The organism is Lentzea sp. NPDC004782 (assembly GCF_040609115.1).
Taxonomy (GTDB): Bacteria; Actinomycetota; Actinomycetes; order Mycobacteriales; family Pseudonocardiaceae; genus Lentzea.
The window spans coordinates 39,551-65,629 of sequence record NZ_JBEXJN010000001.1 but is presented as its reverse complement, the minus strand read 5'-3'; the positions used below and the strand labels follow the sequence as shown (position 1 = coordinate 65,629).

Below are 26,079 nucleotides of genomic sequence, written 5' to 3'. Positions count from 1 at the left end.
TGAGAGCCGCCGTGTTCACGCCGCTGCATCGGCCATCGCACTACCGATGCCTTTTCCGCTTCCTGCCTGATCCAGGAACCGTTCCGGCCTTCGGAGGGGGAGGAGGCGGTTCTGGAAACGCTTCGATGTAGTCCTGGACCTTCATGTGCTGGATGAAGGCTTTGATCACAAGGCGGTTCAACAGGTACAGGAATACGATCGAACCGACACCCAGCACCACGACGTTCGCCGGCTTGACCACACCTCCGTGTGCGTAGAACTGGTCTTGCATCCTCGCCGAGCCAGTGATGAGCGACAGCGTCATGCCGGAAAGCATGAAGAGCGGCATGAGCAGGAAGATTCCGACGACTCCGAGGATGTAAGGGCGGCCGTCGGTGCGGTAGTTGCCCTTTGGGCTGTCCCCCCGGTACACGCCGGTCTCGCGGGACCAGTCCTTTTCCGTGAGCGGCTCCTCGGGTTCGATGCCGGCAGATCGTGCCCGTATCGCGGCGAGTGCGGTTCGACCCACCTGTTCGGTCACCGGTATCAGCAGTTCTCGTGCGGTGCCGATCACGTGCAGTGCAGGGCCTGGCCGCACGTCGAACTCACGCGCGTTCGCCTCGTGGCTGTTCGAGAACACGAGCACCTGGCAGACCATTTCCTGCTCGACCTCGACGAGTTCGATCGATCGCAACGCCGCCCACGGGACGGCGATCACATCACGCGAACGTTTGCGCCGGGAGGTGAGGCTGTCCAGCACGAGCCGGTCCGCCCGCACGCACAGCCGTGCCTTGAGATCCCTCGTGGGAAACGGGATCTCCAGCTTCGATCCGATCAGGCCTGCGGTCACGGGCCGCGTGACGACGAGGCGCGCCGCCTCGCCCAGCGCCCAGCACGCGAGGAGCATTCCCAGCCAGATCGCCAGCGCGGACGGCTGCCCTCGGTCACCCGCGAGCTGGAGGCTGGTGAGCAGTGCTGCGAAAAGGCCTGTTGCGGAGGCCCACCGAGCCCAGACCGACCACATCGTCGTTCGCCGCCAGTGCCACCACAGACCCGCCAGGATGATCCCCCACAGGCCGGTGCCGACGACCGCGATGTCGCCGAAGCCGAGAGGCTGGACGGACTTCCTCCCGGCGAGAGTGTTCTCCCAGCTGGACAGGCGGGCAGCGGCGACGATCGGGAGCAGTGCGGCCAGGACGATCAGAGCCAGCCCGATCACCCGGCGTGCGAACAGCTCGATCACAGGTCGCCTTCCATGCGCTGGAACGGACCTGTCTTGCCGGCGTTTCCGCGCTGCTCCTCCCAGTACTTCCGCCAGGCTTCGTCCTTCTCGTCCTGCTTGACACCGGCGTCAGCCTCGCGGTGCGTCTGGTCGCTCCACTCCTGGACAGCCGCGTTGCCGAGGATCTTGGGGTATTTCGGCAGCGAAACCTCAGGCAACTCGTGTCCGAACACCTTCGGCGTGACCTCACGCTCGAGCAGGTCGGCTGCGTCGTCGAAGCGCGGGTTTCCCACGTTCAAGCTTTCGCGGAGGTTCGAGTTGCGGGTGTCCGCCAGTGAGTCGATGGCGTCCTTCCTGGCGCCTTTCAGCCGCTCGCCCTCTGCGCCGATCTCTTTGAGACGCTTGACGTCATCCGCGTCGAGCTTGCCTGCCTGTGCTCTCTTCGCCGCCTTCAAGGCGTCCTTGGCGTGCTTCGCTGCGTCTCTGTTGTAGTCCGTGACGGTCTTCTTGAGGTTCTTCCCCGCTCCTTTGAGCATGTCCCGCGAGTGCTTTGCCTCGTCGGCGACCTTCTCCAGCTGTTTGACGACCTTGCTGATCTTCTTCGCGTTCTTTCCCGCCGTGATCGCGCCCTCCGCGACCGTGTCGGCGATGAAGGCCGCCTCCGAGGCCCCGAACGTCAACGGCGCAAGCGCCGTCGCGGCTGCGAACTTGATGATCGTGTTGGAGATGAAGCTCGCGATGGCGTCCCGGATCGCGCCGCGCACCACACCGACCGCTGAGGCGGCGACCGTCATCGCCTGCGCGGCCGAGGTGGCGTGGCTCGCACCGCCCGCCACCACGTTCGAGAAGTCCTGCACGGCCTTGCGGTAGCCGTCGATCGCGGCGCCCCGCGCACCGGAGAGCGCGCCCAGAGTGCCCGTGTACTTGTCGGCGGTCTCCTGCATCCGCTTGGCGATGTTGCTCCAGGTCGAGGCGATCGCGTTGACGGCATCGGGGTCACCCGCGACAAAATCGAGAGCCTCTTTGATGAACGCGATGTGCTCGATCAACCAGCCGATGCCGGCGGACAGCAGGCTGCCCAGCGGATTGGTCACGAACCCGAGCAGGTCCATGCCGAAGCCCACCGCGTCTCCGAGAAACGCGGTCCAGTCGCCCTTGATGCCGTCGTAGACCAGGTTTGCGGAGCTGCTGAAGATGCCCGCGGCATCCCATGCCTGAGTGGGGCTGTCGAGATTGGAGAACCCCGCCAGGTCACTCGCCTTGAACTCCTCGGTCGCCTTCATCGGGTTGAGCTCTCCGATGTTCTTCGGCGCGTCCTCGCTCACGGCTTGCTCCCGTCCAGGTCCTCGCGCAGCTTCTGGAACATCCGCGCCATCGCTTCTTCCTGGTCTGCGTAGGTCTTGCGCATGTCTGCGAACCGCTCGATCAGCGCGTCGCCGGCCTTCTTGACGGTGTCGACGTAGTCACTCGCTTCCACCGTCCAGTTGTTCATGAGCAGGGCGAAGAACTGGCCTGCCAGACCCCAGGCCTCGAAGTTCCCGACGGTGCTGCCCCCGGCGGCCTTCGCATCGGGGAGACCCGCGATGAGGGCTTTGAGTTCGCGTTCGTGGACTTCGAGAGCTTGCAGGTCGATCTGGAAGCCGCCGGACATCACCAGCCACCTTCCTTCTTGAACAGGTCGCGCTGGTCGTAGTCGGTGTCGTCGTCCTCGGCCGGACGGCGGACGGGGCGAGGAGGAGGGGCGGCCTGGGCGGCTTCCTGCTGTTCCTCGTTCACCACGAACTGGCGCGGTGCCGGAGGTGTGTCGTCGGGCTCGTCCGGGACGTCGATGCGCGGGATCTGCGACTGGACGAACCGCATCGCGTCGCTGTTGTCGCCGATGACCGGGGCCATGATCGTGGCGATCTGGCCGACGGCCTGAGCTTGGGCGCGCTTCGCCGTAGCCATCACCAGGGCGGCCAGGCGGTCTTTGGGCATGTCGTCGGCCTTCGCGCCGAACGACAGGCTGAGCAGCGCGCCGCCAGCGCTGACGCTCACCGTCACGGCGCCGTCAGAGCTGGTGGCGGTGCCGGTCAGGTTCGCGATCTGGGACTTGGCTTCCTCCGCCCTTTCGAGCAGCGCTGCGGTGCGCTGCTCGTAGTCCTCGACGAGCTGGTGCGGATCGGTCATGGATGGCCCCCTTGCAACGAGATCGATGTGTCGGCGAGATGCCGGAGCCAGTCGGCGACCCAGCTGTGCGGGCCGTCGACCAGAACGTGGTCGTCACGTCGTTGCCAGTGCACCGAGTCTGCTCGCCATCGTGGTGAAGTCCCCGGGCTGCACCGTCATCCAGGGACCGCTGCCGCTGTTCACCTCGTACTGGAGGTACCGGCCTCCGGGAGTGTCGAAGAAGGTCACGGGTTTCGGTACCCGCACTCGTTTGCCGGTGCGGTCGCGGTGTCCCGCGAACAACTGCCCGCCGCCGAGCCGCGGCTCGGCCAGCAACCGGCGCAGGTCCTGTACCTGCTGTTCCTGTGGACTGCTGGCCGGGCGGTTCTTCTGCAGAACTGAGCCCGTGTCCTGGTATCCGACGGCTTTCGGCATGAGCGCGTCGGCGGGCAACGAGATCACTCGCCCTCGTCCGGGCGGGGCCTCCGGCAGTGCGGCGATCAAGGCCTGTGGTGCCTCATCGGCTCGCACGGGCTCGATCACGAAGTGCTTGTCCGGCAAGGTGATCACACGTACCGCTTCGCCACCCGAGACGGCGACGAGCGCGCTGCGGGTGTTCTCGTCGCCGGAGTTGAAGAACGCGTAGTAGTCGCGTCCAGCCTCGGCGATCAGCCGCAGCGTGCGCCCGAGGCCGGGATGGACCTGGCGGCCTCGCGCGAGCCCGTGCTGTTCCAGGACGGACCAGCTGTCCCGCAACGTCGCGAGCGCGCCGTCGACATCGCCTTCGGCGATGGCGTCGCCGTCGATGTCGAGATCGACGAGCAACGCCCGGTGCAGCTCGGGCAGAGCTTCTGCCTGCCACGCCACGTACACCGCCGTCACCGGCAGCACGACTCCGCTGTGCAGCACCGAGATCCCCGACCGTTCTCCGTCAGCCGCCGATGACCGGTGGCGCGACCACGCGGTCGTCGCCGAACGCTTCGTCGTTGGGCTCCACGTACTTCGTGGTGTGTTCGAGGTCGTCCGCGCCCTCACCACGACCGGCACCCGCAGCGGCACCGCCGCCCGCCATACCCGCGGCGCCACGAGCGCCGGCCGCACCGGTGTTGCCGCTGCCCGAGGGACCGAAAGCGCCCCCGCGACCCTGCTCGCCGAGCACGCCCGCGGCGCCACCCGAGCCGAGCGGTCCGAAGCCGCCCGGCTTCGCCGTGCTACCGAGACCTCCGCCACCAACACCCCCGGTCCCGCGTGCGGCACCGGCCGCGCCCGCACCCGGTCCACCTGGCCCACTCGGTCCACCCGGTGCGCGCGACTGGCCGCCGGGGCCGCCCAGCCCACCGGGCCTGCCCGCGAGGCCGCCCGGCCTGGGGGTGCTCGTGCTCCCGCCGGGCAACGGACCTCCCGGCAGAGGCAGCCCCGGCAGCGGTACACCCGGTTGGTTCAGGTTGCCGCCCGGCGGGGTGTTCGGGACGTTCGGAGTGTTCTGCACCGCGGCCGGCGGTGCGGTCCACGACGGCGTGGTGGTGCCGCCCGGAGGGGTTGCTGCAAGGGGCGTTGGCGTGGTGGCGACGCTGCTCGTGCTCGTCTGGCGGTTGTACCCGTCGTAGGACTTGGGCTGGTCGATCTGCGAGGGCGGCGTCTCCTGCACGGTGGCGGTGGAGGAGTTCGGCGACTCGAACTTCGGCGAGCTCGACGTCGCGGCGGTCGCCGTCTCGGCATAGGTGTTGAGCACCTGCATGTTCGCGCTGTCGACGCCCTGGCTCTTGCCCAGCGCCTCGTCGTAGTCGGTGTCCCACGGAACATGGTCGTTGTACCAGGGCTTGTCCGGCACGGCGACCGGCTGCTGCACCGAGTTCTGCGCGGTCCGGTAGGCGCTGCTCAGGGTCGCCACGGTGCTCGCTCCGGCGGTCGCGGTCGAGCCGGCGGTGTCGGCCCACGAGCTCAGCGGCGAGGTCGAACCGCGCATCTGGTCACCGGCGGCACCGCTCCAGGACGCCCCGGAGTCGCGGATCACCTTGTTGATCAGGTCGCTGACGTCGACCTGACCCTTCGAGATCTCGCTGTAGACCTCGTGGCCGGTGTCGAGCGTCTGCTGCGGGCCGCGGCCTTCCTTGAACCAGCCGTAGATCTTCTTCGCGCACATGGCCATACCCAGCGGACCGGTGAACAGAACCGCCATGTCGCTGTCGATCGCATTACCACCCGGAGCAGTCATCGCCTACCCCTTCAAATTCTGGACAACAAGCGCCGCGACCTTCTCGGTCGCACGACAGGAATCTTTGTACTCAGGTGTTTCCTTGTTCAATGTGCTGATCTGGACATAGATCGCTTCTTTGCTTGATGTCTTGACAGCGGTACCGCAATTGCCCTTGCCGGTGGTGCCGTCTTTGCTAAAGGCGGGGTACCCGGCGACGGTTGTCTCCCTGAATACCGGCTCGGCCTTGCTGGCCTCTCTCATTGACTCGAGGGTGTTGCCTTCTGTGGACAGCGTGACCGAGTACGCCGCTCCTTTGAGTACTTCCTTCGCTTCCCAACGACAGCCAGGCCCGAGTTCCTGATGACCTGACGTGGGGGGATCGAAGGTGCCGAGCTGGGCCAGTTGGGCGGCGGTGAGCAGGTCGCAGGGACGGCTGGTGAACTTGCTCAGATCGAGATCGGGTCCAGGGGCGGCCTTGGACGTGCTGGACGGGGTGGTTCCGGTCGGGTTGCTCGCCGTGGGGCGGCCTGGTTCCGTACCGGAACACGCGGACATGATGCCCGCGAGCGTGACGATTGTCAGCGCGATCAGTAGCGTGGATTTCACTCGTGTCATCCCTGCGGCTTGAGTGCGTCGCCAGCGGCCTGGTCGGTCTTATGATAGGTCTCGACCGCGCGCTTTATGTTCTCGATCGTCTTCTGGAGAGCCTGCTGAGCCTCCAGGTTCGCCCAGCGGTATCCGCCCTCCTCGTCACCGGCAGACTGTCGAATCGCCAGCACGGCGAATCCGCTGTACGGGTCCTTGCCAGGAGTTTTCATCGTGACCAGGCGGTCGGCCTTCTCATAAAGCACTCGAAGCTTTTTGATGGAGTCTTCGAGGCCTGCGATGATTTTGGGGGCCTGGTCGATGTCGATGGTGAAGTTGGTCTGGGTGAGGTGGTTCCAGACGGTGCCCGCGACGTCGGCCGCCGTTTTGCTGATGGTCTCGGCGATGAAGCTGATGCTCTTGCCGACGCCGCCGGTCTCTTCCGACATGACGCTCTGTGCCTCCCCCGTCTCTCTCGGTAGACGAGTATGGCGGGGGCTTCGGTTCCCTGTCAGGTGAATCAGTCGACAGGTGGCATGAGGTGCTTCACGCAGTGGGCGGTGGCTGATTCGAGGTTCTCCAGCAGCATCGCCGCCTCGGTCGGCGTCAGGCGCAGGACCTCGCCGTGCGCGGTCGTCAGGACGAGGCGTCGCCGCTCGACCTCGATGTTCAGCACCGATCTGGTTCCGGCCGCGTCGTGGTAGTAGGCCCACCAGGTGCTGAGCGGGTGGTTCACGGTGGGGTTCTCCCGTAGGTCGCGAGGGTGGTGAGCCGCGACCTGGGAGCTACCGGGTCACGGCCTGGGGTCGCCGAGCGTCAGCTTCAGGAACGCCGACCAGGCATCGGGTGACACGGGGAGATGGGTCTGCGGCGTCTTGCTGTCACGAATGCCGACGCTCCGGCCCACCTCGACGCAGTTGTTTCCGCCGCCGCTGTAGCTGCTCTTGCGCCAGGTGGTCATCAGAGACTCTCCAGGATGTTGTCGATCACCTCCCTGGAGTCTGCCTCAGACAGCGCGAGGGCCGCGAGGTCCGTCAGGATGTCCTCGTGGATCTTGATGGTCTCCGCGTCGTCGAAGAACAGGCAGTAGTTGACGCTCTCGACGTAGACGACGGGCGGGTACTTCGGGAACTTCATCATCCGGAAGTCACCAGCCGTGCCCGCGTGCATGCCCGCTGAGCGAGGAACGATCCGTAGGCTGATGTACTTCCGCACGGACATCCTGAGCAGGTGAGCGAGTTGCTCGCGCCAGATCTCGAGTCCGCCGACCGGGAGCCACAGCGCCTGCTCGTGCACGAGGAATGTGAACTTCCGTCCTGGTTCTAGGATGTTCGCTCGTGCCGCTCTCGCAGCGGCGACAGCAGGGACTGCTTCCGCTGCGACCGACGGTGCGTGCTCGGTGACGACATAGCCGTACTCAGGCGTTTGAAGAAGACCGGGTACGACGATCATCGACCAGTCGATGATCTCCTCGGCCTCCTGCTCCTGGTTGATCAGCGTGCGCACCTGGTCCGGCACGCCGTCCTTGGGCATCTGGAGCCAGGCCCTGCCCAGTTCTCGGAACAGCGCCAGCAGGTGCTCGCGTTCCTCGACCGTGGCCTGGCAGTAGGCGAGCAGCAGCAGGACGTCCTGCTCGGTCACGCCTCCCTTGCCCAGGGTCAGATCCGAGATCTTGGCTTCCTGCCAGCCGAGCAGTTCGGCGAGGCGGCGGTGGGTGAACCCGGTCCTGGCGATGACGGCGCGCACACCGTTGCCGAACTCTCGTCCCACCACACTGGACGATCTTTTGGGCATGCCGGGAAGTTAGGCCTGGTACGGCTTTCCGCTCCACTGTTTCCGGCCAAATCTGCCTGAAGGTGGGAGCCATGGAGCGGCTCCATTTTTCACGATCATCGTGAGGATCCGCGCCAGGTTGCGGCTCGGCCTGTCCGGCGGCACTGTCGGTGGCGGCTGCTACGTTCGCCCGCATGCGTGTGACCAGCGTCCAGCTCGACGTGGAGGATGTCGAGTACGCCGTCGGCAGGACCACCTTCGACCGGGGCGCGGCCTACGCGCGGCAGGGCCGGGTGAAGCAGATCGAGTGGGACGGGGAAGAGCCCGCGTTGCACGCGACCGTGCTCGGGCGCGGAGACACGTACGAGACGTCGGTGTACTTCGACTTCGTCGGTGCGAACGTCATCCAGTTCGCGCAGGGCGAGTGCACCTGCCCCGTGGGTTTCAACTGCAAGCACGTGGCGGCGGTGGTGGTCGCGGCCACGCAGACCGAGCAGCCGCGCGAGAAGTCCCAGAGGGCCACGTGGGACCAGTCGCTCGAGGCGTTGCTCGAAGGTGGGCAGACGCCCGACGCCGGTGTGCCGCTGGCGCTCGAACTCACGCTGAGTCAGTCGAACTCCCGTGCGGGACAGGCCTGTTCGTTGTCGACGCGCATCGTGCGGCCCGGCAAGAACGGTGGCTGGGTGGGCAGTGGCGTCAACTGGAGCCAGCTGGGCTACTACACCCGTGACTACCGGCCGGACCACCTGAGGTTGCTTCGCGAGTTGTACGCGCTGTACCAGGCGAGCAGCACGGGCTACGGCTACTACGCCGAGAAGACGATCAACCTGCAATCGTTCGAGTCGGAGAAGCTGTGGCCGTTGCTCGACGAGGCACGGGAGATCGGCATCGGCCTGGTACACGCCCGCAAGGGGCTGGGTGACGTGGCACGGCCAGGTGTCGCACGGGTTTCTCTCGACATCACCGGCGCCGGAACGAAGCAGCTCGTCGACCCGGTGGTCACCGTGGACGGTGTCGAGGAGGAGATCGAGCCGCTCTGTTTCGTCGGCTCTCAAGGGCACGGGCTGGCCTACGTCGATCGGGCTCAGGTGCAGGCGGACGCCGACTGCCGCCTCTGGCAGTTCCGCCTCGCGAGGTTCACCAAGCCGGTGCCGTCCCAGCTGCAACGCCTGGTGCTGGAGAAGAAGCGGCTAGAGATTCCCAAAGCCGGGCGGTCCAGGTTCCGGGACGAGTTCTATCCGCGGCTGCGCCACCTCGCGCCGGTGACCTCGTCTGACGGCACCTTCACGCCGCCGGAGATCTCGGGTCCCACGCTGGTGCTGCGTACGACGCAGGGCGCCGGGCACACCCTGGACGTCGACTGGGAATGGATCTACCAGGTCGGGGGCTCGCCGTTGCGCGTGCCGCTGGAGGCATCCGGCGAGCACGACGGTTATCGCGACCCCGAGGCCGAACGCGCCGTGCTGGCGTCGATCGAGCAGTACGTGCCGCAACCTCGGCACACCCGGCTCGCGGGTACCGGCACGATGCGGTTCGTCACCGAGGTGCTGCCGTTGCTGGCGGATCTTCCGCACGTGGAGGTCGAGAACAGCGGCGAGCAGGTCGACTACCGCGAGGTGAGCGACACCCTGTCCATCGGGGTGTCCACCGGCGAGGTGCCGGGGCAGACCGACTGGTTCGATCTCGGCATCACCATCGGCGTGGACGGCAGAACCGTTCCGTTCCTCGACGTCTTCCTCGCGCTGAGCCGGGGCGAGGAGCACATGCTGCTCGCCGACGGCGCGTACTTCTCCCTGGAGAAGCCGGAACTGCGATCACTGGCCGCGCTCATCGAGGAAGCACGGGCGCTGCAGGAAACGCCCTCGGGCGACTCGCTGCGGATCAGCCGCTTCCAGGCGGGTCTGTGGGAAGAGCTGGCCGAGCTGGGAGTGGTGCAGAGCCAGGCGGACGCGTGGCAGAAGCAGGTGAAGGGGCTTCTGTCGGCGGACGCCCTGCGCGACGTTCAGGTGCCCGCGACACTCGACGCCCGGCTGCGTCCCTACCAGCTGGACGGGTTCAGCTGGCTGGCGTTCCTCTGGGAGGCCCAGCTCGGTGGCATCCTCGCCGACGACATGGGGCTCGGCAAGACCGTGCAGTCGCTGGCGTTGATCTGTCACGCCAGGCAAACCGCTCCCGGCGGTGCGCCGTTCCTGATCGTCGCGCCGACGAGCGTTGTGTCGAACTGGGCAGCCGAGTCCGCGCGTTTCGCACCCGGACTGCGCGTGGTGGCGTTCTCGGAGACGGCGAGAAAACTCGGCGTTCCGCTGGACGAGGTGGCCGATGGTGCTGACGTCGTCGTCACCTCGTACGCGTTGTTCCGGCTCGACTTCGACGCCTACTCGGCGATGCCCTGGTCCGGTCTGGTGCTGGACGAGGCCCAGTTCGCCAAGAACCACCAGTCGAAGGTCCACCAGTGCGCGCGCCTGCTGCCGGCTCCGTTCAAGCTGGCGATCACCGGCACCCCCATGGAGAACAACCTCATGGAGCTGTGGTCGCTGCTGTCGATCACCGCGCCGGGGTTGTTCCCCAGCCCGACGAGGTTCCGGGAGTTCTACGCGTTGCCGATCGAGAAGCACGGGAACACCGAGCGGCTCACGGCGCTACGGCGGCGGATCAAGCCGCTGGTCAAGCGGCGCACCAAGGAACAGGTCGTCGCGGACTTGCCCGCGAAGCAGGAGCAGGTGCTGGAGGTGGAGCTGCACCCGAAGCACCGCAAGCTCTACCAGACCCAGCTCCAGCGGGAACGGCAGAAGGTGCTCGGGCTGGTCGACGACCTGAACAAGAACCGGTTCACGATCCTGCGTTCGCTGACGCTGCTGCGGCAGCTGAGCCTGCACGCCGGACTGGTCGACGACAAGCACGACGGCCTGCCGTGCAGCAAGATCGACGCGTTGACCGAGCAGCTCCAGGACGTGATCGACGGCGGGCATCGAGCGCTGGTCTTCAGCCAGTTCACCGGCTTCCTGGACAAGGTCCGCGCCAGTCTCGACGCGGCCGGAGTCGAGTACTGCTACCTCGACGGCAGCACGCGCGGCCGGGCCGCGGTGCTCAAGCGGTTCAAGGAGGGCACGGCACCGGTCTTCCTCATCAGCCTCAAGGCAGGTGGCTTCGGGCTCAACCTCACCGAGGCCGACTACTGCTTCCTGCTCGACCCGTGGTGGAACCCGGCGACCGAGGCGCAGGCCGTCGACCGGACACATCGCATCGGGCAGACCCGCAACGTCATGGTGTACCGGCTCGTCGCCAAGGACACCATCGAGGAGAAGGTGATGGCGCTCAAGGCCCGGAAGGCCGAGCTGTTCGCGAATGTCGTCGACGAGGGCAACGTGTTCGGCGCCAGCCTGGACGCCGACGACATTCGCGGGCTGTTCGCCTGATCGCGTCGGTCATCCACCACCCGGACCGGCCAGCACGTCCGGGTTGCGGATGATCTTGCCGCTGGACGTTCTGGGCAGCGCGCCGAGGACGTGGATGTGCGCCGGGAGCTTGAACTCCGCGAGGCGTTCCGCGCACCACCGCGCCAGCTCCTGGGCGCTCAACCCGGAGCTCGAAGTGCCCACGTACGCCTGGATTTCCGCCGGCCCCACCGCGACGGCCTCGGTCACCAGCGGGTGTCCTCTGAGGACGTTCTCGACCTCGGTCAGGTCGACCTTGTTGCCGCGCACCACGACGAGCGAGTCCGCGCGGCCCAGCAGGCGCAGTTCGCCGTCGGCGGTGAACTCGCCGCGGTCGCCGGTGCGGAACCAGCCGCCGGAGAAGCGCGTCGGGTCGTCCTCGTACAGGTAGGGCGATTCCTCCTGCACGACCTCGACGAGTCCGTCGCGCACGCGCGCCAGGACGCCCGGCATCGGCGGGCCCACCGACGGGCGGAGCGTGCCACCCACGGCCATGGTGAGCGCGCCGGTTTCGGTGGTGCCGAAGCATTCGCCGACCGGGAAGCCGTAGGCGGCGGCGAACCGGTCGGCCACCTCCTGCGGCATCAGCTCGCCGCCGGCGAACGCGCCGCGGACCGTGCGCAGCGCCTCTCGGTCGGGCGAGGAGGCCAGCAGGTCGAAGTGGAACGGCAGGCCGGTGACGAAGTCGACCTTGTGGGTGCGTGCCCGCCGCAGAACGTCCGAGGCACTTGCCGCGAACACGAGCTGTACACCCGCCGCGAGAGAGTGCAGCAGGCCACCGATCAAGCCGAAGCTGTGCGCGGGGGAGTTGAGCAGCAGCAAGCGCTCGCCGCCTCGCACCATGCCTTCCGACGCTTCGAACCGCGCCACCTCGTCGATGAGGGACCGGGTGCTGCGCCCGATCACCTTCGGCCGTCCGGTCGAGCCGGAGCTGAACTGGACGAGCCGGTGCGGGGTCGGCGCCGGGACGCCGCCCGCGGGCTCGATCGTCAGTTCGTAGCGCTCCTGGAAGCCGTCAGCGGGATCTCCCTTCTGGCGCACGAAGAACTCGGGGCGGGTCAACGAACGCAGGACGTCGACCTCGGCCGGCCGCAACCGGTGGTCGATCGAGATCACCTGGGCGCCGCTGCTCCACAGCGCCAGCGCAGCCTCGAAGTGGCTGAAGCTCGGCGGTACCTGGACCGCGACCGTGCTGCCGTCGCGCACGTCGCTGAACTGTGCGGCCAGAGCGGAGACGTTGGCGCGCAGATCGCCGTGGGTCACCGTGTTCTCGTGCGTGAAGATCGGCACATCGTCGCCGTGCCGGTGCATCAGGTCGTTGACGAACTCGCGCATCTTCATGACTCCTTGCAGAACTCGCCGATCGGGAGACCCACGTGCCGTTGCTCCGGGGCGAGGTAACCGAGCAGTTCGTCGCCGCGCTGGAGCTCGGTCACGTTGAGGACCTTGCCGCCGGGGCCGAGCACGCGGACGTGCCAGTCGTCCTGGACCATCAGGTTGACCTCGACGTTCTCCGGCGATCGTGCGGTGATCGTGAGCATCGGGCGGGATTCGAGCTTGGCCCTGCCGACGGTGACCTCACGGGTGCGGCCGTCGGCGTCGACGGCGAGGACCTTGCTGCCGGACCGCAGTTCGGACAGGTAGTTCGTGCGGTTCGCCGGGCCGAGCACGTAGGAGTGCAGCGCGCCCGCGTTGACCCGGAACGGCCTGGTCGGCATGTACGGCAACGGATGCGTCTCGCTGCAGCACAGGACGAAGCCCGACGAGAACGACCCGACGAGGATGCCCTCGTCCTCCCGGAAGTGCGACGCGGTGTCGACGCAGACCCGGTCGCCGAGGCCGTTGTGCGTCAGAGCTTCAACCGTGAGGGTGGTCAGGGTCAGCGGCGGGGACGTGGTTTCCAGCATCCGGGCCAGTTTGAAGACGTCGGACGCGTCGCGCGGGGCCATCAGCACGCCGTCCGAGCCGTGTTCGAGGACCTCCAGGACGATCGCGGCTTCGACGAGGTCGGCCACGACGGTCACGAGCTTGCCGGGTGCGCCGTCGGCGGCGGCGATCACGATCTCCAGCGGGATCTTCGTCGGGTCGGTGAACGCGACCACGGTGTGGTCGAGCCGTTCCGCCGCGGCGCAGGCGAGCTTGAGCGTGCGGTCGTCGCTCACCTGGACGAAGGCGGCGGACAGGCCGTCGAGCTGGTCCTGGTCGTGCACCGCCACGGCGACCAGGTGCGGGCTGTCGACCCGGTCGGACGTGAGCAGCACGCGGGTGATCGTCGGCGGGAGGTCGTCCAGCAACGCGGGGTCGTCCGCCACGACTCCGGCGATCCGGCTGTGCACCGCCGCGTCGACCACGGCGGTCCGGTGCGCTTCCGGGACGGTTCTGAGGTCGATCCAGGCGAACTTCACCGGTTCTCCAAGCAGGTCAGTGCGCGGATGAGGCTTTCGTCGGAGGGTGCGTGCACGATCGAGGTCAGTTCTGCGACCAGTTGCATCGGTGTCGGTGAGGTGAAGACCCGTCGTCCCACGGCGAGACCGGCGCAGCCCGCGGCCATCGCCACACGAGCCTGGCCGGGAAGGCTGTTCGCGGAGGCTGGACCGCCGGCGACGACCACGGGAATCGGGCAGCTGCCGACCACCTCGGCCATCGCCTCGGCCGGGTGGGTCAGGTTCGTCTTGACGATGTCCGCGCCGAGATCCGCCGCGATGTTGACGACGTGCGCGACCAGAGCGGGATCTTTCGGGTCGCTGACGCGGGGTCCGCGGGCGTAGACCATCGCGACCAGCGGGACGTTCCACGCGTCGCACGCGGCCGCGACGGTGCCGAGGTCGGACAGCTGGCGCGACTCCGTGTCGGAACCGATGTTGACGTGCACGCTCACCGCGTCGGCGCCGAGCCGCAGCGCCTCGTCGACCTCGCCGACGAGCACCTTGGCGTTGCTGTCGGCCATGTGCGCGGTGCCGGCGCTCAGGTGGACGATCAGCGCGCAACCGCCGAGCACAGCGGGGTCCAGCGTCCGCACGCGTCCTTTGTGGACGATGATGGCGTCCGCGCCGCCCAGCACGACGGCGCGGATCAGCTCCTGCCACCGGTCCTGCGGCACCACCGGACCGTCCGACACGCTGTGGTCCAACGGCACGAAGAGGTACCTCTCGTCGTGCGGACGGGAAAGCCGTCGCAGCCGCAACGCTTTCCTCATGGCGTTCACACCTCCTGGGTCATTTGACGTCAACCAGAAGCGTGGTGCAGACCACTCTCGTGGCGGCAGGTGTGAGGTGCCGATAATTCCCGGGTTATCGGCCTGACAGAGCAATCCCGCTTACAACCGCCACGGAGCGTCACCTGGTGACACCCGCGTGGCCGTATTTGTCGCTCATTCACTGCCCTAGGCTTCCTCGGTGCGAATGGAGCTGAGACATCTGCACGTGGTGCTGGCGGTGGCGCAAGCAGGCAGCATCAGCCGGGCCGCCTCCCGGATGAAGATCGCCCAAGCCGGGCTGACCGCTCAGGTGCGCAGGATCGAGGCGAGTCTCGGCGGGCCGTTGTTCCTGCGCCGCAACGACGGTGTCGAGCTGACCGAACTGGGCCGGCACGTCGTGCTGAGAGCCCAGGACCTCCTCGAACGGTTCGACGACCTGCTGGCGACCTCGCACAAGCTGGTCGAACGCGGTGACTCGGGGATCAGGCTCGGTGGGGTGGCCGGCTCACCCACCGCGCTGCTCGTCGCGGTGGTGCGGGAGATGTTGCCCGGCCTGCCGCAGACCACGCACGTCGAACGTGGCGGCGACGCGGTGCTGGAGCTGGTCAGCACCGGTGAGCTCGACCTGGCCCTGGTGGTGGAGTTCCCGCGCAGCCCGTTGCGGTTCCCGGCGGCGGTGGGCGTGCGCGGGGTGGCGACGGAACGCATGCTGGTCGGCGTGCCGGTGGGGCACCGGCTGTCCTGCCGCAGCGAGGTGCTGCTGTCCGAGCTCGCCGGCGAGGAGTGGGTGGTGCCGGACGAGAACCACGGCGGGCGGCTGAACCTGGAGCTGGCCTGCGAGGCCGTCGGGTTCACCCCGCGGTGCGCGCACTTCGGCGTCGACCCGGCGGCCGCGGCCGAGCTGGTGCGGTCCACCGGTGCCGTGGCCGGGTTCTTCTCCGGTCACGACCTGCCGGGGGTGCTGCTCAAACCGATCATCGGCAATCCCGTGCACCGCCGCATCACGCTGGTGTGGAACAACAGCGTCGCCGAGCACGTGGACGGGGTGCACGCGGGACTGCTGCGCGCCTACCACCAGCGGATCCGGCACGCTGACCGCCTGCTGGCGTCATGACCTGCTGGGCCTCGGTGCCGTGGGGCCCAGCACGTCGACGGCCGCCAGCCAGGCCGCGCCCGCCGCGCCTTCCGTCGCCATGATCACCTCGGCGTTGCAGCGCGTCAGCAGCTCCTGCTTCAGGTGGGTGCCGACCGGGGTCTTGATCAGGCTGCCGACCAGCACGATCGGTGAGGTGTCGGACGGCTCGCGCACGGCCGACGCGGTGTTGGCGAGCAGGCGGGCCGCGGACGCCACGATCGTCAGGGCCTCCGGGTCGCCGTGGTGGTAGGCCGAGCTGACCAGCGGGGCGAACTGGGCGAGCTTGATCGGCGGCTGGGCGTTGACGGCGTTGATCAGCTGGCCGCGTGACCGCGCGCCCGCGGCCGTCAGCACGGCGGTGGCCAGGCCTTCCAGCGGCGCGTCCAGATCCAGCAGCCGCAACGTGGCCCGCACGGCCTCACGGCCCAGCCAGAACGCCGAGCCGTCGTCGCCGATCAGCCAGCCGTAGCCGCCGGACCGGCCGACCATGCGGTGGTCGACGATCCGGCCCGCGATGGACCCGGTGCCCGCCACCAGGACCGTGCCGTCGGGGGAGGAGGTGCCGGTGGCGAAGGCGGCCTCGCAGTCGGTGATCACCCGCATCGGGCAGTGCAGGCCCGCGTTCTCCCACGCCTGCTGGAAGAGCTCCAGCACGGCGGGATCGGCCATCTTCGACGCGCCCGCCATGCCCAGGACGCCGGAGCGGACCTTGCGCGAGTCCAGGCCGTCCAGCGCTTCCGCCAGCGCCTCGCCGATGTGGGCGGCGGCGACCGACGGCGGGTGGGAGTTCGGGTTCGCGCCGCCCGCCACGCCCTGTCCCAGGCGGGCGCCGTCGAGGTCGAGCACCAGTGCCCTGGTTGAGGTGCCGCCAGCGTCGAGTCCCACGACCAGATCCATACCGACCGAGTATGCCGAGAGACGCTCAGCTCTGGCACGGCCAACCGGGTGTCACCTGGTCAGCGCCCGGTTACCGCTTGCGTTGTGGTGGAAGAACACCAGCGACCCGGCCGGAACTCGATCACCCGGATGGACCACAGTGGACAGTGACGGAACGGTCACCTCGTAGTCGAAGACGGCAGAAGGAGCAACGTCGACCAGTTCGTCGGAGTCCGCGGGAGCGGTGTAGCGGCCGTCGACGCCGACGGTGTAGTTCACCGGGCCGGTGGGCAGCACCGCCCGCGACACCGGCAGCACCACGACGTCGCTGTCGAACACGTTGGTGTCGACGGAACCGTCGTAGCCGTTCAACGGCTGCTCGTCCACGACGTCCTCCGTGCCGGCGACGACCGTGCGGGCCAGCCAGATGTCCGCGGTCACGTCGCCGTCGGCGTTGGTCGGCTTCACGGCCGTCGTCACGAAGTTCTTTCCGCCCACCGAGAACCGCACCTCGGGCTTGGTGTTGCTGCCGAGGTTGGCCCAGGTGTCCCAGGTCGCGACACCGAACGCGAGCAGGTCCGGGGTCGCCGTCGCGCCCACGTACCTCAGGTCGCCGCCGCGGGCCGTGCGGTTGACGGCGCAGTTGTCCTGCAGGTCGGGGCCGCAGTCGGGCAGGCGGTCCGAGCGGGCGCCGAGCTGCAGCACGGTCATCCGCGCCTGGTAGTCCGGCTGGTCGAGGCCCTGGCCCGCGATCCGGCCGGCCACCACCGTGAGCCGCGACACCGGCTTCGGGGCCGCGTAGACCGGCACCCGCAGCGAGCGGTCGCCCGAGAACGTCAGCAGGCCGGACGCCTCCGCCAGGAACTGCCGTCCGTCGGCGAGCGAGACCGCGGGGTCGGGGGTCTTGCGCAGCGCCGCCGGGTTCGGGATCCGCAGCTGCACGGTCACCGACGCCGACCCGTTGGGCGGCACGACCACGTACGGCGCGGCGACCTGGAACGACACCCCTGGCACCGAGGTGATCGGCTCGTAGCGCGCCTTCAGCTGCACCAGGGCGTTCCCCTTGTTCACCAACCGGATCGTCCGCCCGGTCAGCACCGGCCCGCCGACCTCGACCGCGCCGAACGACGCGTCACCCAGTGCCAGCACGTCCGCCGAGAGGGCCGCGAGCCCGTCCACCCGGCCCGCGCCGACCCGCATCGGCGCCTCGCGCACACCGTCCGCGTTGTGCACCACACCGGAAGCCGTGTTCATCAGTGCGGCCTTGATCTCCGCGACCGTCCACTGTGGATGAGCTTCGCGCAGCAGCGCCGCGATCCCGGCGACGTGCGGTGAGGCCATCGACGTGCCGCCCATCGACACGCCACCCGAGCCGGTGCCGGCCGCGGCGGAGAAGATCGTGTCGCCCGGCGCGGCCACCGAGATCGACGAACGGGACCGCGAGGACGAGGGGGTGATCGTGTCCTCGATCGAGGGCTCGATCGACGGCACCGCCTGCTTCAACGCCGACGTCAGGTGGGCCGTGAGCGTCCCGGCCTCCAGTGCGGGACGCAGGGCGGTGACGGCGGCCGCGGTCAGCTGGAACGCCGGGATGTGCGCGTTGCCGGCGATCCCGGCCGCGAACACCGGCAGAGAGGTGGGCAGCAGCACTCCGGCCGCGCCTGCCTTCCAGGCGTTGTCCGTGCGCACCGCGGAACCGCAGGCGCGGGTGGCGTCGTTGTCGTCCCACTCCAGCCAGACGATCTTCCCGGTCAACGCCTCCGGGATCGGCCGACAACCATCCACATCGGACTTCAGTCGCACCACGGGCAGCGTGAGGTCGAAGGAGTCCTTGAAGTTCTGGCTGTACTGCCCGGGCCACCGCTTGCCGAGCGCCTCCAGTCCGTCCAGCTGCGAGAACGAGTCCCGGCTGTTCGCCACCGAGATGGCCTCGGCCGAGTTGCCGGGCGATCCGGCCACGTCGTAGAAGTCGCCGCCGTTCCCGGCGGCCGCGACGACGACCACGCCGTGCTGCGCCAGCTTGCGCACGAACAGCGCGTCCGGGTCGTCCGGGGCACCGAAGTCGCTGCCCAGTGACAGGTTCACCACGTCGAGCCGGTCGGAGAAGTCCCCGTCGCCGTTGGGGTCGAGCGCCCAGTCCAGTGCCTGCGCGGTCAGGTTCGTGCTGCCCTTGCAGCCGAAGATCTTCAACGCGTAGAGCAACGCCTTCGGTGCGGTGCCGGGTCCGATCTTGAGCGAGTCGAGGTCGACGGAGGTGTAGGAGCCGCGATAGGTCGTGCCGTCGGCGTTCACCCCGAACCCGGCCGCGGTCCCGGCCACGTGCGTGCCGTGGCCTTCGCAGTCCATCGGGTCGCCGTCCGGCTCCGGCACCGAGCCCGCCGAGCCGGTGTAGGCGTCGCCCGCGAAGTCGTGGCCGCCGACCACCTTGGCGTTCGGGAACGTGCCGCCGCCGAAGTCCGCGTGCCGGTAGTCGATGCCGGTGTCGATCACGCCGATCCGCACGCCGTCGCCGAAGCGGCCGAACGACTTCCAGGCCTCCGACGTCCTGGTGAGACGGACGGCGTGTGCGTTGGCGAGCTTCTTGGGCACCATCCGGTGGACCGCGCGGACCTCGGGCATGCGTGCCAAAGCCGACAGGCGCGACTTCTCCGTCGACAGCACGACGCCCGGCACGGCGTTGGACGTTCGGGCAACTTCCCGGCCTCCTGACCGGGAGACGACCCGAGAAGCCTGCGCGGACGTGCTGTCGCGGGCTGAACGGGCCTGCGAAACGGACGCCGTGTCGACCGCTGCGGTCGAGGTCAGCTCCACGAAAACGGTTACGGGTTCGGCTGGGCCGGACGGCGTGAGCAGTGCGCCCACCAGGAGTGATGCGGCCACCAATTTCATGATCAACCTCTCCTAGTCATCGGACGATTTCACGCTGGGACCTAGACGGACGGGGTCTCTCGGGGCTATACATCCGATGTATTTCGTGCGGTGTGACCAGAGGAGGAGCGGCCGTGCAGTTTTTGCGCCTGGGGCCGGTCGGTGACGAACGTCCTGCGGTGAGGACCGACGACGGGACGACATACGACCTCCTACCGATCACTCCGGACATCGACGGGGCGTTCCTCGCGAACGACGGGGTGGCGCGCGTCCGTGCCGCCCTCGAAGCCGGTGAGCTGACCGTGATCGACACCGAGGGGGTGCGGGTCGGACCGCCGCTCGCGCGTCCCGGCAAGATCATCTGCATCGGCCTCAACTACCGCGACCACGCGGAGGAGACCGGTGCGGACATCCCGGCCGAGCCGGTCATGTTCCTCAAGACGCCCGACACCGTCGTGGGCCCGTACGACGAGGTGCTCGTGCCGCGCCGGTCCGTGAAGACCGACTGGGAGGTCGAGCTCGGCGTCGTCATCGGGCGCACCGCTCGCTACCTGGAGTCCGAAGAGGACGCTCTGGCGTGCGTCGGCGCGTACGTGCTCTCACACGACGTCTCCGAGCGGGAGTTCCAGATCGAGCGCGGCGGGACGTGGGACAAGGGCAAGAACTGCGAGACGTTCAACCCTCTCGGCCCCTTCCTCGTGCCCGCCGGCGAGATCGCCGACCCGCAGAGCCTGGAAATGCGGCTCTGGGTGAACGGCGAGCTCAAGCAGAACTCGTCCACCAAGAACATGATCTTCCCGGTGGCGGAGATCGTGCGCTACCTCAGCCAGTTCCTCGTCCTTCGTCCGGGTGACGTCATCAACACAGGTACACCCGCTGGGGTGGCGCTCGGCCAGCCCGAGCCCAAGCCGTTCCTGCGGGCCGGCGACGTCGTCGAGCTGGAGATCGAAGGCCTCGGCAAGCAGCGACAGACCCTCGGGCAGGCGTGATGCCGAAGATCACCGAACTGGACGTCCTGGACATCAGGTTCCCCACCTCGCGCGAGCTCGACGGCTCCGACGCGATGAACCCTGACCCGGACTACAGCGCCGCGTACGTGGTGCTGCGGACCGACGACGGACCGGAGGGCCACGGGCTCGCGTTCACCATCGGCCGCGGCAACGACGTGCAGGCCGCCGCGATCAAGGCGCTGGCGCCGCACGTGGTCGGCAAGGACGTGCCGGAGACCGCGAAGGCGCTGGCGGAGCTGTACTTCGAGCTGATCGGCGACTCGCAGCTGCGCTGGCTCGGCCCCGAGAAGGGGGTCGCGCACATGGCGATCGGCGCGGTCGTCAACGCCGCCTGGGACCTCGCCGCGCGCCGCGCCGGACTGCCGGTCTGGCGGTTCCTCGCCCAGATGACGCCCGAGGAGATCGTCAGCCTCGTCGACTTCCGGTACCTGAGCGACGCCCTGACGCCCGATGACGCGTTGCAGATCCTGCGCAAGGTCGAGCACGGCAAGGCCGAGCGCGCGGAAACCATTGCCCGCGACGGATATCCGGCCTACACCACGTCACCCGGCTGGCTCGGCTACTCCGACGAGAAGCTCGCGGGCCTCGCCCGCCAGGCCCTCGCCGACGGCTTCGACATGATCAAGCTGAAGGTCGGGGGCGGCCTCGACGACGACGTGCGCAGGATGAAGCTCGCCCGCGAGGTCGTAGGCGACGAGGTGCGCGTGGCGGTGGACGCGAACCAGCGCTGGGACGTCGACACGGCGGTCCGCTGGATGCGCGAACTGGCGCCGTACCACCCGTACTGGATCGAGGAGCCCACCTCGCCGGACGACGTGCTGGCCCACCGGGCGATCGCCGACGCGCTGGCCCCGATCCGGGTCGCCACCGGCGAGCACGTGCAGAACCGGGTGGTGTTCAAGCAGCTGCTGCAGGCCGGTGCGATCGACGTGCTGCAGCTCGACGCGTGCCGGGTCGCCGGTGTGAACGAGAACATCGCGATCCTGTTGCTGGCCAAGAAGTTCGAGGTCCCGGTGTGCCCGCACGCCGGTGGCGTCGGCCTGTGCGAACTGGTCAGGCACCTGTCGTTCTTCGACTACGTCGCGGTGTCCGGTGAGATCGGCGACCGCGTGATCGAGTGGGTCGACCACCTGCACGAGCACTTCCTGGACCCGGCCGTCGTGCGCGACGGCCGGTACCTGGCACCGGCTCAGCCGGGGTTCTCGGCTCAGCTCAAGGACGAGACGCTGGCCGACTACCGGTACCCGGGAGGTCCCGTGTGGACGGAACTGGAGGGCGAGAAGTGACCGACTTCGAAGGACTCGTCGCCGTCGTCACGGGCGGTGCCTCCGGCATCGGCCTCGCCACGGCGAACCTGCTGTCGTCGCGCGGCGCCGCGGTGGCGGCGCTCGACCTCAACCCGGACGTCAAGGACCCGCTGGTCGGGATCCGCGCGGACGTGTCCGACGACGAGAGCGTCAAGGCCGCGATCGACGAGGTCGTGCAACGGTTCGGCCGCCTCGACGTCGTCGTGAACAACGCGGGCATCGGCGCCCAGGGCGACGTCACGGTCAACACCGACGACGAGTGGTCGAAGGTGCTGGACGTCAACGTGCTCGGCATGGTGCGCGTGTCGCGGGCCGCGTTGCCGCACCTGCGGAAGTCGCCGTCGCCGGCGATCGTCAACACCTGTTCCATCGCTGCCTGGGCCGGGCTCCCGCAGCGCGCTCTCTACTCGGCCAGCAAGGGCGCGGTGTACTCGCTGACGCTCGCGATGGCCGCCGACCACGTGCGCGAAGGCATTCGCGTCAACGCGGTCGCTCCCGGCACGGCGGACACCCCGTGGGTGGGCCGCCTGCTCGACTCGGCGCCGGACCCGGCCGCCGAACGGGCCGCGTTGGAGGCACGCCAGCCCCACGGCCGCCTGGTCTCCGCCGATGAGGTCGCGGGTGCGATCGCCTACCTGGCGAGCCCGCTTTCCGGTTCCACCGCAGGCACGATCCTCGCTGTCGACGGTGGCATGTATGGCCTGCGCTTGCGCCCCAAGCAGTGATGAAAGGCAAATGACACGATGAAGCGTCGCAACCTCACCGTCGCGGTGTGCCTCGCGCTCGCCGGTGCACTCACACTGACCGCCTGCGGCGGCGGTGCCAGCGGCACCGGGGCCGGCGGGGTCGGCCCGATCGGTGCCGACCACCCGCGGGCCGACTCCGACTTCTGGAACTCCTACATCAAGTACTTCCCGGACAAGGCCAAGGAGCTCGGCGTCAACCTGCTGAACCCCACCAACTCGCAGAACAAGGTGGAGAACCTGGTCGCCAACGCGCAGTCGCTGCAGTCGCAGGGCGCCAAGGCGATCATCATGGCCCCGCAGGACACCGGCGCGATCGCGTCCACTTTGGACCGGCTCGACAAGGCGAAGATCCCCGTCGTCACCGTCGACACCCGTCCGGACAAGGGCAAGACGTACATGGTCGTGCGCGCGGACAACAAGGCGTACGGCGAGAAGGCCTGCAAGTTCCTCGGTGACAAGCTCGGCGGCAAGGGCAAGGTCGTCGAGTTCCAGGGCGCGCTGTCGTCGGTCAACGGCCGCGACCGCTCCGAGGCGTTCGCCGCCTGCATGAAGCAGAACTACCCCGGCATCACGGTGTTCGAGGAGCCGACCGACTGGGAGGGTCCGAAGGCGTCGGCGGCCCTGCAGACCAGGCTCAACCAGCACCCGGACATCAACGGCATCTACATGCAGGCCGGTGGCGTGTTCCTCGCGCCGACGCTGCAGATCCTCAAGCAGAAGAACCTGCTGGTGCCGCCGACCGACCCCAAGCACATCTTCATCGTCTCCAACGACGGCATCCCGTCGGAGCTGGAGTCGATCCGCAAGGGCGAGATCGACGCGACCGTGTCGCAGCCGGCCGACCTCTACGCGCAGTGGGCGCTCTTCTACGCCAAGGCCGCGGTCGAGGGCAAGACGTTCCAGCCCGGTAAGACCGACCACGACTCCACCATCGTCGACGTCGGCGGCGGCCGCCTGGAGGACCAGCTCCCGGCACCGCTGATCACCAAGGAGAACGTCGACGACAAGGCCTTCTGGGGCAACCAGATCGCCAAATGAGTGGCTTCGCAGCGGTCGCGCGTGGTGTGACGAAGCGGTTCGGGCGCACGCTCGCGTTGGACGACGTGGGCATCGAGATCCGGGCCGGTGAGTCGCACGCGCTCGTCGGTCGCAACGGCGCGGGCAAGTCGACGTTGGTCTCGATCCTCACCGGCATGCAGGTGCCGGACGCGGGCGAGGTCAGCTTCTTCGGCGAGCCCGCGCCGCCCGTCGCCGACCGCGCGGCGTGGCGGCGTCACGTCGCGTGCGTGTACCAGAAGTCGACGGTCGTGCCGGAGTTGTCGGTCGCCGAGAACCTGTTCATCAACCGGCAGGACCTCGGCGGTGGCACTTTCGGGGGGCTGATCAGCTGGAAGAAGCTCCGCGCGGAGGCTTCCGCGTTGCTGGAGACCTACGACGTCGCGGTTCGGCCGGACGAGCTGGTGTCCGCGCTGACCGTCGAGCAGCGGCAGCTGGTCGAGATCGCGCGAGCGCTGTCGATCGGGTCGCGGTTCGTGATCCTCGACGAGCCGACCGCGCAGCTCGACGGCCCGGCGATCGAGCGGCTGTTCGACCGGATGAGGTCGTTGCAGGACAGGGGAGTGACGTTCCTGTTCATCTCCCACCACCTGCAGGAGGTCTACGAGGTCTGCCAGACGGTGACGGTCTACCGCGACGCGCGGCACATCGTCACCGCGCCGGTCGCCGAGATGTCCAAACCGGACCTGATCGAGGCGATGACCGGTGAGGCGGGCGGGCTGAACGTGCCCAGCGGTGCGGACCGGCCGTCTTCGACCGAAGAGGTCCTGAAGGTGACGTCGTTGAGCGGGGAGTCCTTTTCGGACATCTCGTTGTCGGCGACGCGCGGTGAGGTCATCGGGCTCGCGGGCAGCGCGTCGTCGGGCAAGCACGAGTTCGCCGAGACCGTCTACGGGCTGCGCAAGCCGTCCGTCGGCACGATCTCGGTGAACGGTTCCGTCGTGCGCGGCGGTGACGTTCCGGCTGCCTTGAAGGCCGGAATCGGCTGCGTGCCGAGGGATCGGCACCACCAGGGGCTCGTGCTCGACCTGTCGATCGCGGAGAACGCGACGATGAGCACCGCGGGTTCGTTCGTGTGGCCGTCGGCGCAACGGTCGGCGGGGTCCACCGCGATCGCCTCCTACGACGTGAAGGCCGCCGGGCCGGACCAGCCGGTGTCCGACCTGTCCGGCGGCAACCAGCAGAAGGTCGTGATGGCGCGGGCACTCGCCAACGACCCGTCGGTGCTGGTGCTGATCAACCCGACCGCGGGCGTCGACGTGAAGTCCAAGGAGTCGCTGCTCGGGGTCGTCGACGCGCAGGCGCGCCGGGGCAGGGCGGCGATCGTCGTGTCGGACGAGCTGGACGACCTGCGGGTCTGCGACCGCGTTCTGGTGATGTTCCACGGCTCTGTCGTGCGCGAGTTTTCTCGTGGCTGGCGCGACCAGGAACTCATCGCGGCCATTGAAGGAATTGCCGAAGAAATGGATACAGTCGAATGACGAAGGCCATGACTCCGCCCCCTTCTGTCTCGGCTCCGACACCGCCTGGGAAGCAGAAGTTCCAGTTCGCGCGGTACCAGGACCTCGCGCTGGTCCCGGTGATCATCATCCTGCTGGTCATCGGGGCGGTCCTGTCACCGATCTTCCTCACCCCCGGCAACCTGATCGCGGTGCTGACCCAGCAGAGCGAGCTGTCGTTGCTGGTGCTGGGGCAGGCGATGATCCTGATCGTCGGCAAGATGGACCTGTCGCTGGAGTCGACGGTCGGTCTCGCGCCCGCGCTGGCCGTCGCGTTGATCATCCCGGCGGCGTCCGGCGGGCTGGACGTCGGGCTTCCCGCCTGGATGGCGTTGCCGTTGTGCCTGCTCATCGGCGTGCTGATCGGCGGGCTGAACGGGTTCCTGATCCTCAAGGTCGGGCTGTCCGGGTTCATGGTGACCCTGGGCATGCTGACCATGCTGCGCGGCCTGCAGCTCGCGATCACCGAGGGCAAGTCGCTGATCGACGTGCCGGAGTCGTTCCTGTACCTGGGATCGACGACGTGGCTCGGGCTGCCGGCGGCGGTGTGGATCTGCATCGTCTGCTACGCGGCCGGCATCTTCGTGCTCAAGTACCTGCGTGCCGGGCGCTCGCTCTACGCGATCGGCGGCAACTCCGAGGCCGCGCGGGCCGCGGGCATCCGGGTGGACCGCGTGGTGTGGATCGTGCTGGTCATCGGCAGTGTGCTGGCCGTGGTCGCGGGCGTCCTGATGACCGGCCGGCTGGGCTCGGTCGCCGCGACGCAGGGCGAGGGCATGATCTTCCAGGTCTTCGCGGCCGCGGTGATCGGCGGCATCTCGTTGCAGGGCGGCAAGGGCACGCTGTTCGGTGCGCTGTCCGGCGTGCTGATGCTCGGCCTGGTCGAGCAGATCCTGCGCCTGCAGGGCGTCTCCGGCTTCTACATCAAGGCCTCGTACGGCGCGGTGATCATCCTCGCGCTGATCGTGACCCGGTTCGCGACCGGCCAGAAGCAGGAGTGAGCCCGCGGGCGTTCCGTGGCAGGCTCGGGTGAACCTGATGTGCGACT

General features: G+C 68.4%; 24 protein-coding genes. 8 read left to right on the top strand and 16 right to left on the bottom strand.

What is annotated here, in order from left to right:
- Positions 1 to 40 precede the first annotated feature (40 nt).
- The 11 genes from ABZV40_RS00330 to ABZV40_RS00280 all read right to left on the bottom strand — a co-directional run bounded on the left by ABZV40_RS00330 (position 41) and on the right by ABZV40_RS00280 (position 7,925).
- Positions 41 to 1,003, bottom strand: coding sequence for a hypothetical protein (locus tag ABZV40_RS00330; RefSeq protein ID WP_355433642.1), 963 nt, complete (start codon positions 1,001 to 1,003; stop codon positions 41 to 43).
- A gap of 215 nt (positions 1,004 to 1,218) precedes the next feature.
- Entirely contained in the window at positions 1,219 to 2,484 is a 1,266-nt protein-coding gene (locus ABZV40_RS00325) for a hypothetical protein (RefSeq protein ID WP_355433641.1), read from the bottom strand.
- 38 nt (positions 2,485 to 2,522) lie between these two features.
- A complete protein-coding gene (locus ABZV40_RS00320; RefSeq protein WP_355433639.1) occupies positions 2,523 to 2,852 on the bottom strand; it encodes a hypothetical protein in 330 nt (109 codons plus the stop codon).
- Positions 2,852 to 3,370, bottom strand: coding sequence for a YbaB/EbfC family nucleoid-associated protein (locus ABZV40_RS00315; RefSeq protein WP_355433637.1), 519 nt, complete (start codon positions 3,368 to 3,370; stop codon positions 2,852 to 2,854). The genes ABZV40_RS00320 and ABZV40_RS00315 overlap by 1 nt, the downstream gene beginning before the upstream one ends.
- Positions 3,371 to 3,463: 93 nt before the next feature.
- Positions 3,464 to 4,258, bottom strand: a complete 795-nt coding sequence (locus ABZV40_RS00310; RefSeq protein ID WP_355433635.1) for an ESX secretion-associated protein EspG — start codon at positions 4,256 to 4,258, stop codon at positions 3,464 to 3,466.
- A 22-nt stretch (positions 4,259 to 4,280) separates the two neighbouring features.
- Positions 4,281 to 5,564, bottom strand: a complete 1,284-nt coding sequence (locus ABZV40_RS00305) for a hypothetical protein (protein WP_355433634.1) — start codon at positions 5,562 to 5,564, stop codon at positions 4,281 to 4,283.
- A 3-nt stretch (positions 5,565 to 5,567) separates the two neighbouring features.
- Positions 5,568 to 6,152, bottom strand: coding sequence for a DUF3558 domain-containing protein (locus ABZV40_RS00300; RefSeq protein WP_355433632.1), 585 nt, complete (start codon positions 6,150 to 6,152; stop codon positions 5,568 to 5,570).
- Positions 6,153 to 6,157: 5 nt separating this feature from the next.
- The gene (locus tag ABZV40_RS00295; protein WP_355433630.1) at positions 6,158 to 6,580 is read right to left on the bottom strand and encodes a hypothetical protein; all 423 of its coding nucleotides are present in this window, start codon (positions 6,578 to 6,580) and stop codon (positions 6,158 to 6,160) included.
- Between the two features lie 71 nt (positions 6,581 to 6,651).
- Positions 6,652 to 6,867: a hypothetical protein gene (locus ABZV40_RS00290; protein WP_355433628.1), complete on the bottom strand. Its 216-nt coding sequence runs from the start codon at positions 6,865 to 6,867 to the stop codon at positions 6,652 to 6,654.
- A gap of 57 nt (positions 6,868 to 6,924) precedes the next feature.
- Complete coding sequence (locus tag ABZV40_RS00285) at positions 6,925 to 7,092, bottom strand: DUF397 domain-containing protein (RefSeq protein ID WP_355433626.1); 168 nt, start codon at positions 7,090 to 7,092, stop codon at positions 6,925 to 6,927.
- Positions 7,092 to 7,925 (bottom strand): helix-turn-helix transcriptional regulator, encoded by an 834-nt coding sequence (locus ABZV40_RS00280; RefSeq protein ID WP_355433624.1) that lies wholly within the window; start codon positions 7,923 to 7,925, stop codon positions 7,092 to 7,094. The genes ABZV40_RS00285 and ABZV40_RS00280 overlap by 1 nt, the downstream gene beginning before the upstream one ends.
- 173 nt (positions 7,926 to 8,098) lie before the next feature.
- On the opposite strand from ABZV40_RS00280, the gene ABZV40_RS00275 reads away from it, so the two are divergent.
- Positions 8,099 to 11,320: an SNF2-related protein gene (locus ABZV40_RS00275; protein WP_355433623.1), complete on the top strand. Its 3,222-nt coding sequence runs from the start codon at positions 8,099 to 8,101 to the stop codon at positions 11,318 to 11,320.
- 9 nt (positions 11,321 to 11,329) lie between these two features.
- Here ABZV40_RS00275 and ABZV40_RS00270 read toward each other — a convergent pair whose 3' ends face one another.
- From ABZV40_RS00270 to ABZV40_RS00260, 3 genes are read right to left on the bottom strand one after another with little or no spacing between them, the layout of a single operon-like run.
- The gene (locus tag ABZV40_RS00270) at positions 11,330 to 12,679 is read right to left on the bottom strand and encodes a class I adenylate-forming enzyme family protein (RefSeq protein WP_355433621.1); all 1,350 of its coding nucleotides are present in this window, start codon (positions 12,677 to 12,679) and stop codon (positions 11,330 to 11,332) included.
- Positions 12,676 to 13,743, bottom strand: a complete 1,068-nt coding sequence (locus ABZV40_RS00265) for a 3-dehydroquinate synthase II (protein ID WP_355433619.1) — start codon at positions 13,741 to 13,743, stop codon at positions 12,676 to 12,678. Before ABZV40_RS00265 ends, ABZV40_RS00270 begins: the two co-directional genes overlap by 4 nt.
- On the bottom strand, positions 13,740 to 14,534 hold the full coding sequence (locus tag ABZV40_RS00260; protein WP_355433617.1) for a 2-amino-3,7-dideoxy-D-threo-hept-6-ulosonate synthase: 795 nt from the start codon (positions 14,532 to 14,534) through the stop codon (positions 13,740 to 13,742). The genes ABZV40_RS00265 and ABZV40_RS00260 overlap by 4 nt, the downstream gene beginning before the upstream one ends.
- Before the next feature lie 205 nt (positions 14,535 to 14,739).
- Between ABZV40_RS00260 and ABZV40_RS00255 the strand changes: the two genes are divergently transcribed.
- Entirely contained in the window at positions 14,740 to 15,648 is a 909-nt protein-coding gene (locus ABZV40_RS00255) for a LysR family transcriptional regulator (RefSeq protein ID WP_355434088.1), read from the top strand.
- Here ABZV40_RS00255 and ABZV40_RS00250 read toward each other — a convergent pair.
- Both ABZV40_RS00250 and ABZV40_RS00245 read right to left on the bottom strand, forming a co-directional pair.
- Positions 15,643 to 16,566: a BadF/BadG/BcrA/BcrD ATPase family protein gene (locus ABZV40_RS00250; RefSeq protein ID WP_355433615.1), complete on the bottom strand. Its 924-nt coding sequence runs from the start codon at positions 16,564 to 16,566 to the stop codon at positions 15,643 to 15,645. The genes ABZV40_RS00255 and ABZV40_RS00250 overlap by 6 nt on opposite strands.
- A gap of 51 nt (positions 16,567 to 16,617) precedes the next feature.
- Positions 16,618 to 19,425 (bottom strand): S8 family serine peptidase, encoded by a 2,808-nt coding sequence (locus ABZV40_RS00245; RefSeq protein WP_355433614.1) that lies wholly within the window; start codon positions 19,423 to 19,425, stop codon positions 16,618 to 16,620.
- Positions 19,426 to 19,547: 122 nt separating this feature from the next.
- Here ABZV40_RS00245 and ABZV40_RS00240 point away from each other — a divergent pair, with 122 nt between their 5' ends.
- Genes ABZV40_RS00240 through ABZV40_RS00215 form a run of 6 tightly spaced genes read left to right on the top strand, consistent with a single transcriptional unit; the run spans position 19,548 to position 26,032 of the window.
- Positions 19,548 to 20,402 carry a fumarylacetoacetate hydrolase family protein gene (locus ABZV40_RS00240; RefSeq protein WP_355433612.1) on the top strand — a complete coding sequence of 285 codons (855 nt, stop codon included), beginning with the start codon at positions 19,548 to 19,550 and terminating at the stop codon, positions 20,400 to 20,402.
- Positions 20,402 to 21,709 (top strand): enolase C-terminal domain-like protein, encoded by a 1,308-nt coding sequence (locus ABZV40_RS00235; RefSeq protein ID WP_355433610.1) that lies wholly within the window; start codon positions 20,402 to 20,404, stop codon positions 21,707 to 21,709. The genes ABZV40_RS00240 and ABZV40_RS00235 overlap by 1 nt, the downstream gene beginning before the upstream one ends.
- Positions 21,706 to 22,455 (top strand): SDR family oxidoreductase, encoded by a 750-nt coding sequence (locus tag ABZV40_RS00230; protein WP_355433608.1) that lies wholly within the window; start codon positions 21,706 to 21,708, stop codon positions 22,453 to 22,455. Before ABZV40_RS00235 ends, ABZV40_RS00230 begins: the two co-directional genes overlap by 4 nt.
- Before the next feature lie 18 nt (positions 22,456 to 22,473).
- Entirely contained in the window at positions 22,474 to 23,514 is a 1,041-nt protein-coding gene (locus ABZV40_RS00225; protein ID WP_355433606.1) for a sugar ABC transporter substrate-binding protein, read from the top strand.
- A complete protein-coding gene (locus ABZV40_RS00220) occupies positions 23,511 to 25,013 on the top strand; it encodes a sugar ABC transporter ATP-binding protein (RefSeq protein ID WP_355433604.1) in 1,503 nt (500 codons plus the stop codon). The genes ABZV40_RS00225 and ABZV40_RS00220 overlap by 4 nt, the downstream gene beginning before the upstream one ends.
- Positions 25,010 to 26,032 carry an ABC transporter permease gene (locus tag ABZV40_RS00215; RefSeq protein WP_355433602.1) on the top strand — a complete coding sequence of 341 codons (1,023 nt, stop codon included), beginning with the start codon at positions 25,010 to 25,012 and terminating at the stop codon, positions 26,030 to 26,032. The genes ABZV40_RS00220 and ABZV40_RS00215 overlap by 4 nt, the downstream gene beginning before the upstream one ends.
- The last annotated feature ends 47 nt before the right edge of the window (positions 26,033 to 26,079 follow it).

Coding starts and splice junctions, on each gene's coding strand:
- ABZV40_RS00330 (WP_355433642.1), bottom strand. CDS start 1,003: ATGTGGTCGGTCTGGGCTCGGTGGGCCTCCGCAACAGGCCTTTTCGCA.
- ABZV40_RS00325 (WP_355433641.1), bottom strand. CDS start 2,484: ATGAAGGCGACCGAGGAGTTCAAGGCGAGTGACCTGGCGGGGTTCTCC.
- ABZV40_RS00320 (WP_355433639.1), bottom strand. CDS start 2,852: ATGTCCGGCGGCTTCCAGATCGACCTGCAAGCTCTCGAAGTCCACGAA.
- ABZV40_RS00315 (WP_355433637.1), bottom strand. CDS start 3,370: ATGACCGATCCGCACCAGCTCGTCGAGGACTACGAGCAGCGCACCGCA.
- ABZV40_RS00305 (WP_355433634.1), bottom strand. CDS start 5,564: ATGACTGCTCCGGGTGGTAATGCGATCGACAGCGACATGGCGGTTCTG.
- ABZV40_RS00295 (WP_355433630.1), bottom strand. CDS start 6,580: ATGTCGGAAGAGACCGGCGGCGTCGGCAAGAGCATCAGCTTCATCGCC.
- ABZV40_RS00285 (WP_355433626.1), bottom strand. CDS start 7,092: ATGACCACCTGGCGCAAGAGCAGCTACAGCGGCGGCGGAAACAACTGC.
- ABZV40_RS00280 (WP_355433624.1), bottom strand. CDS start 7,925: ATGCCCAAAAGATCGTCCAGTGTGGTGGGACGAGAGTTCGGCAACGGT.
- ABZV40_RS00275 (WP_355433623.1), top strand. CDS start 8,099: ATGCGTGTGACCAGCGTCCAGCTCGACGTGGAGGATGTCGAGTACGCC.
- ABZV40_RS00270 (WP_355433621.1), bottom strand. CDS start 12,679: ATGAAGATGCGCGAGTTCGTCAACGACCTGATGCACCGGCACGGCGAC.
- ABZV40_RS00260 (WP_355433617.1), bottom strand. CDS start 14,534: ATGAGGAAAGCGTTGCGGCTGCGACGGCTTTCCCGTCCGCACGACGAG.
- ABZV40_RS00255 (WP_355434088.1), top strand. CDS start 14,740: ATGGAGCTGAGACATCTGCACGTGGTGCTGGCGGTGGCGCAAGCAGGC.
- ABZV40_RS00250 (WP_355433615.1), bottom strand. CDS start 16,566: ATGGATCTGGTCGTGGGACTCGACGCTGGCGGCACCTCAACCAGGGCA.
- ABZV40_RS00235 (WP_355433610.1), top strand. CDS start 20,402: ATGCCGAAGATCACCGAACTGGACGTCCTGGACATCAGGTTCCCCACC.
- ABZV40_RS00225 (WP_355433606.1), top strand. CDS start 22,474: ATGAAGCGTCGCAACCTCACCGTCGCGGTGTGCCTCGCGCTCGCCGGT.
- ABZV40_RS00220 (WP_355433604.1), top strand. CDS start 23,511: ATGAGTGGCTTCGCAGCGGTCGCGCGTGGTGTGACGAAGCGGTTCGGG.
- ABZV40_RS00215 (WP_355433602.1), top strand. CDS start 25,010: ATGACGAAGGCCATGACTCCGCCCCCTTCTGTCTCGGCTCCGACACCG.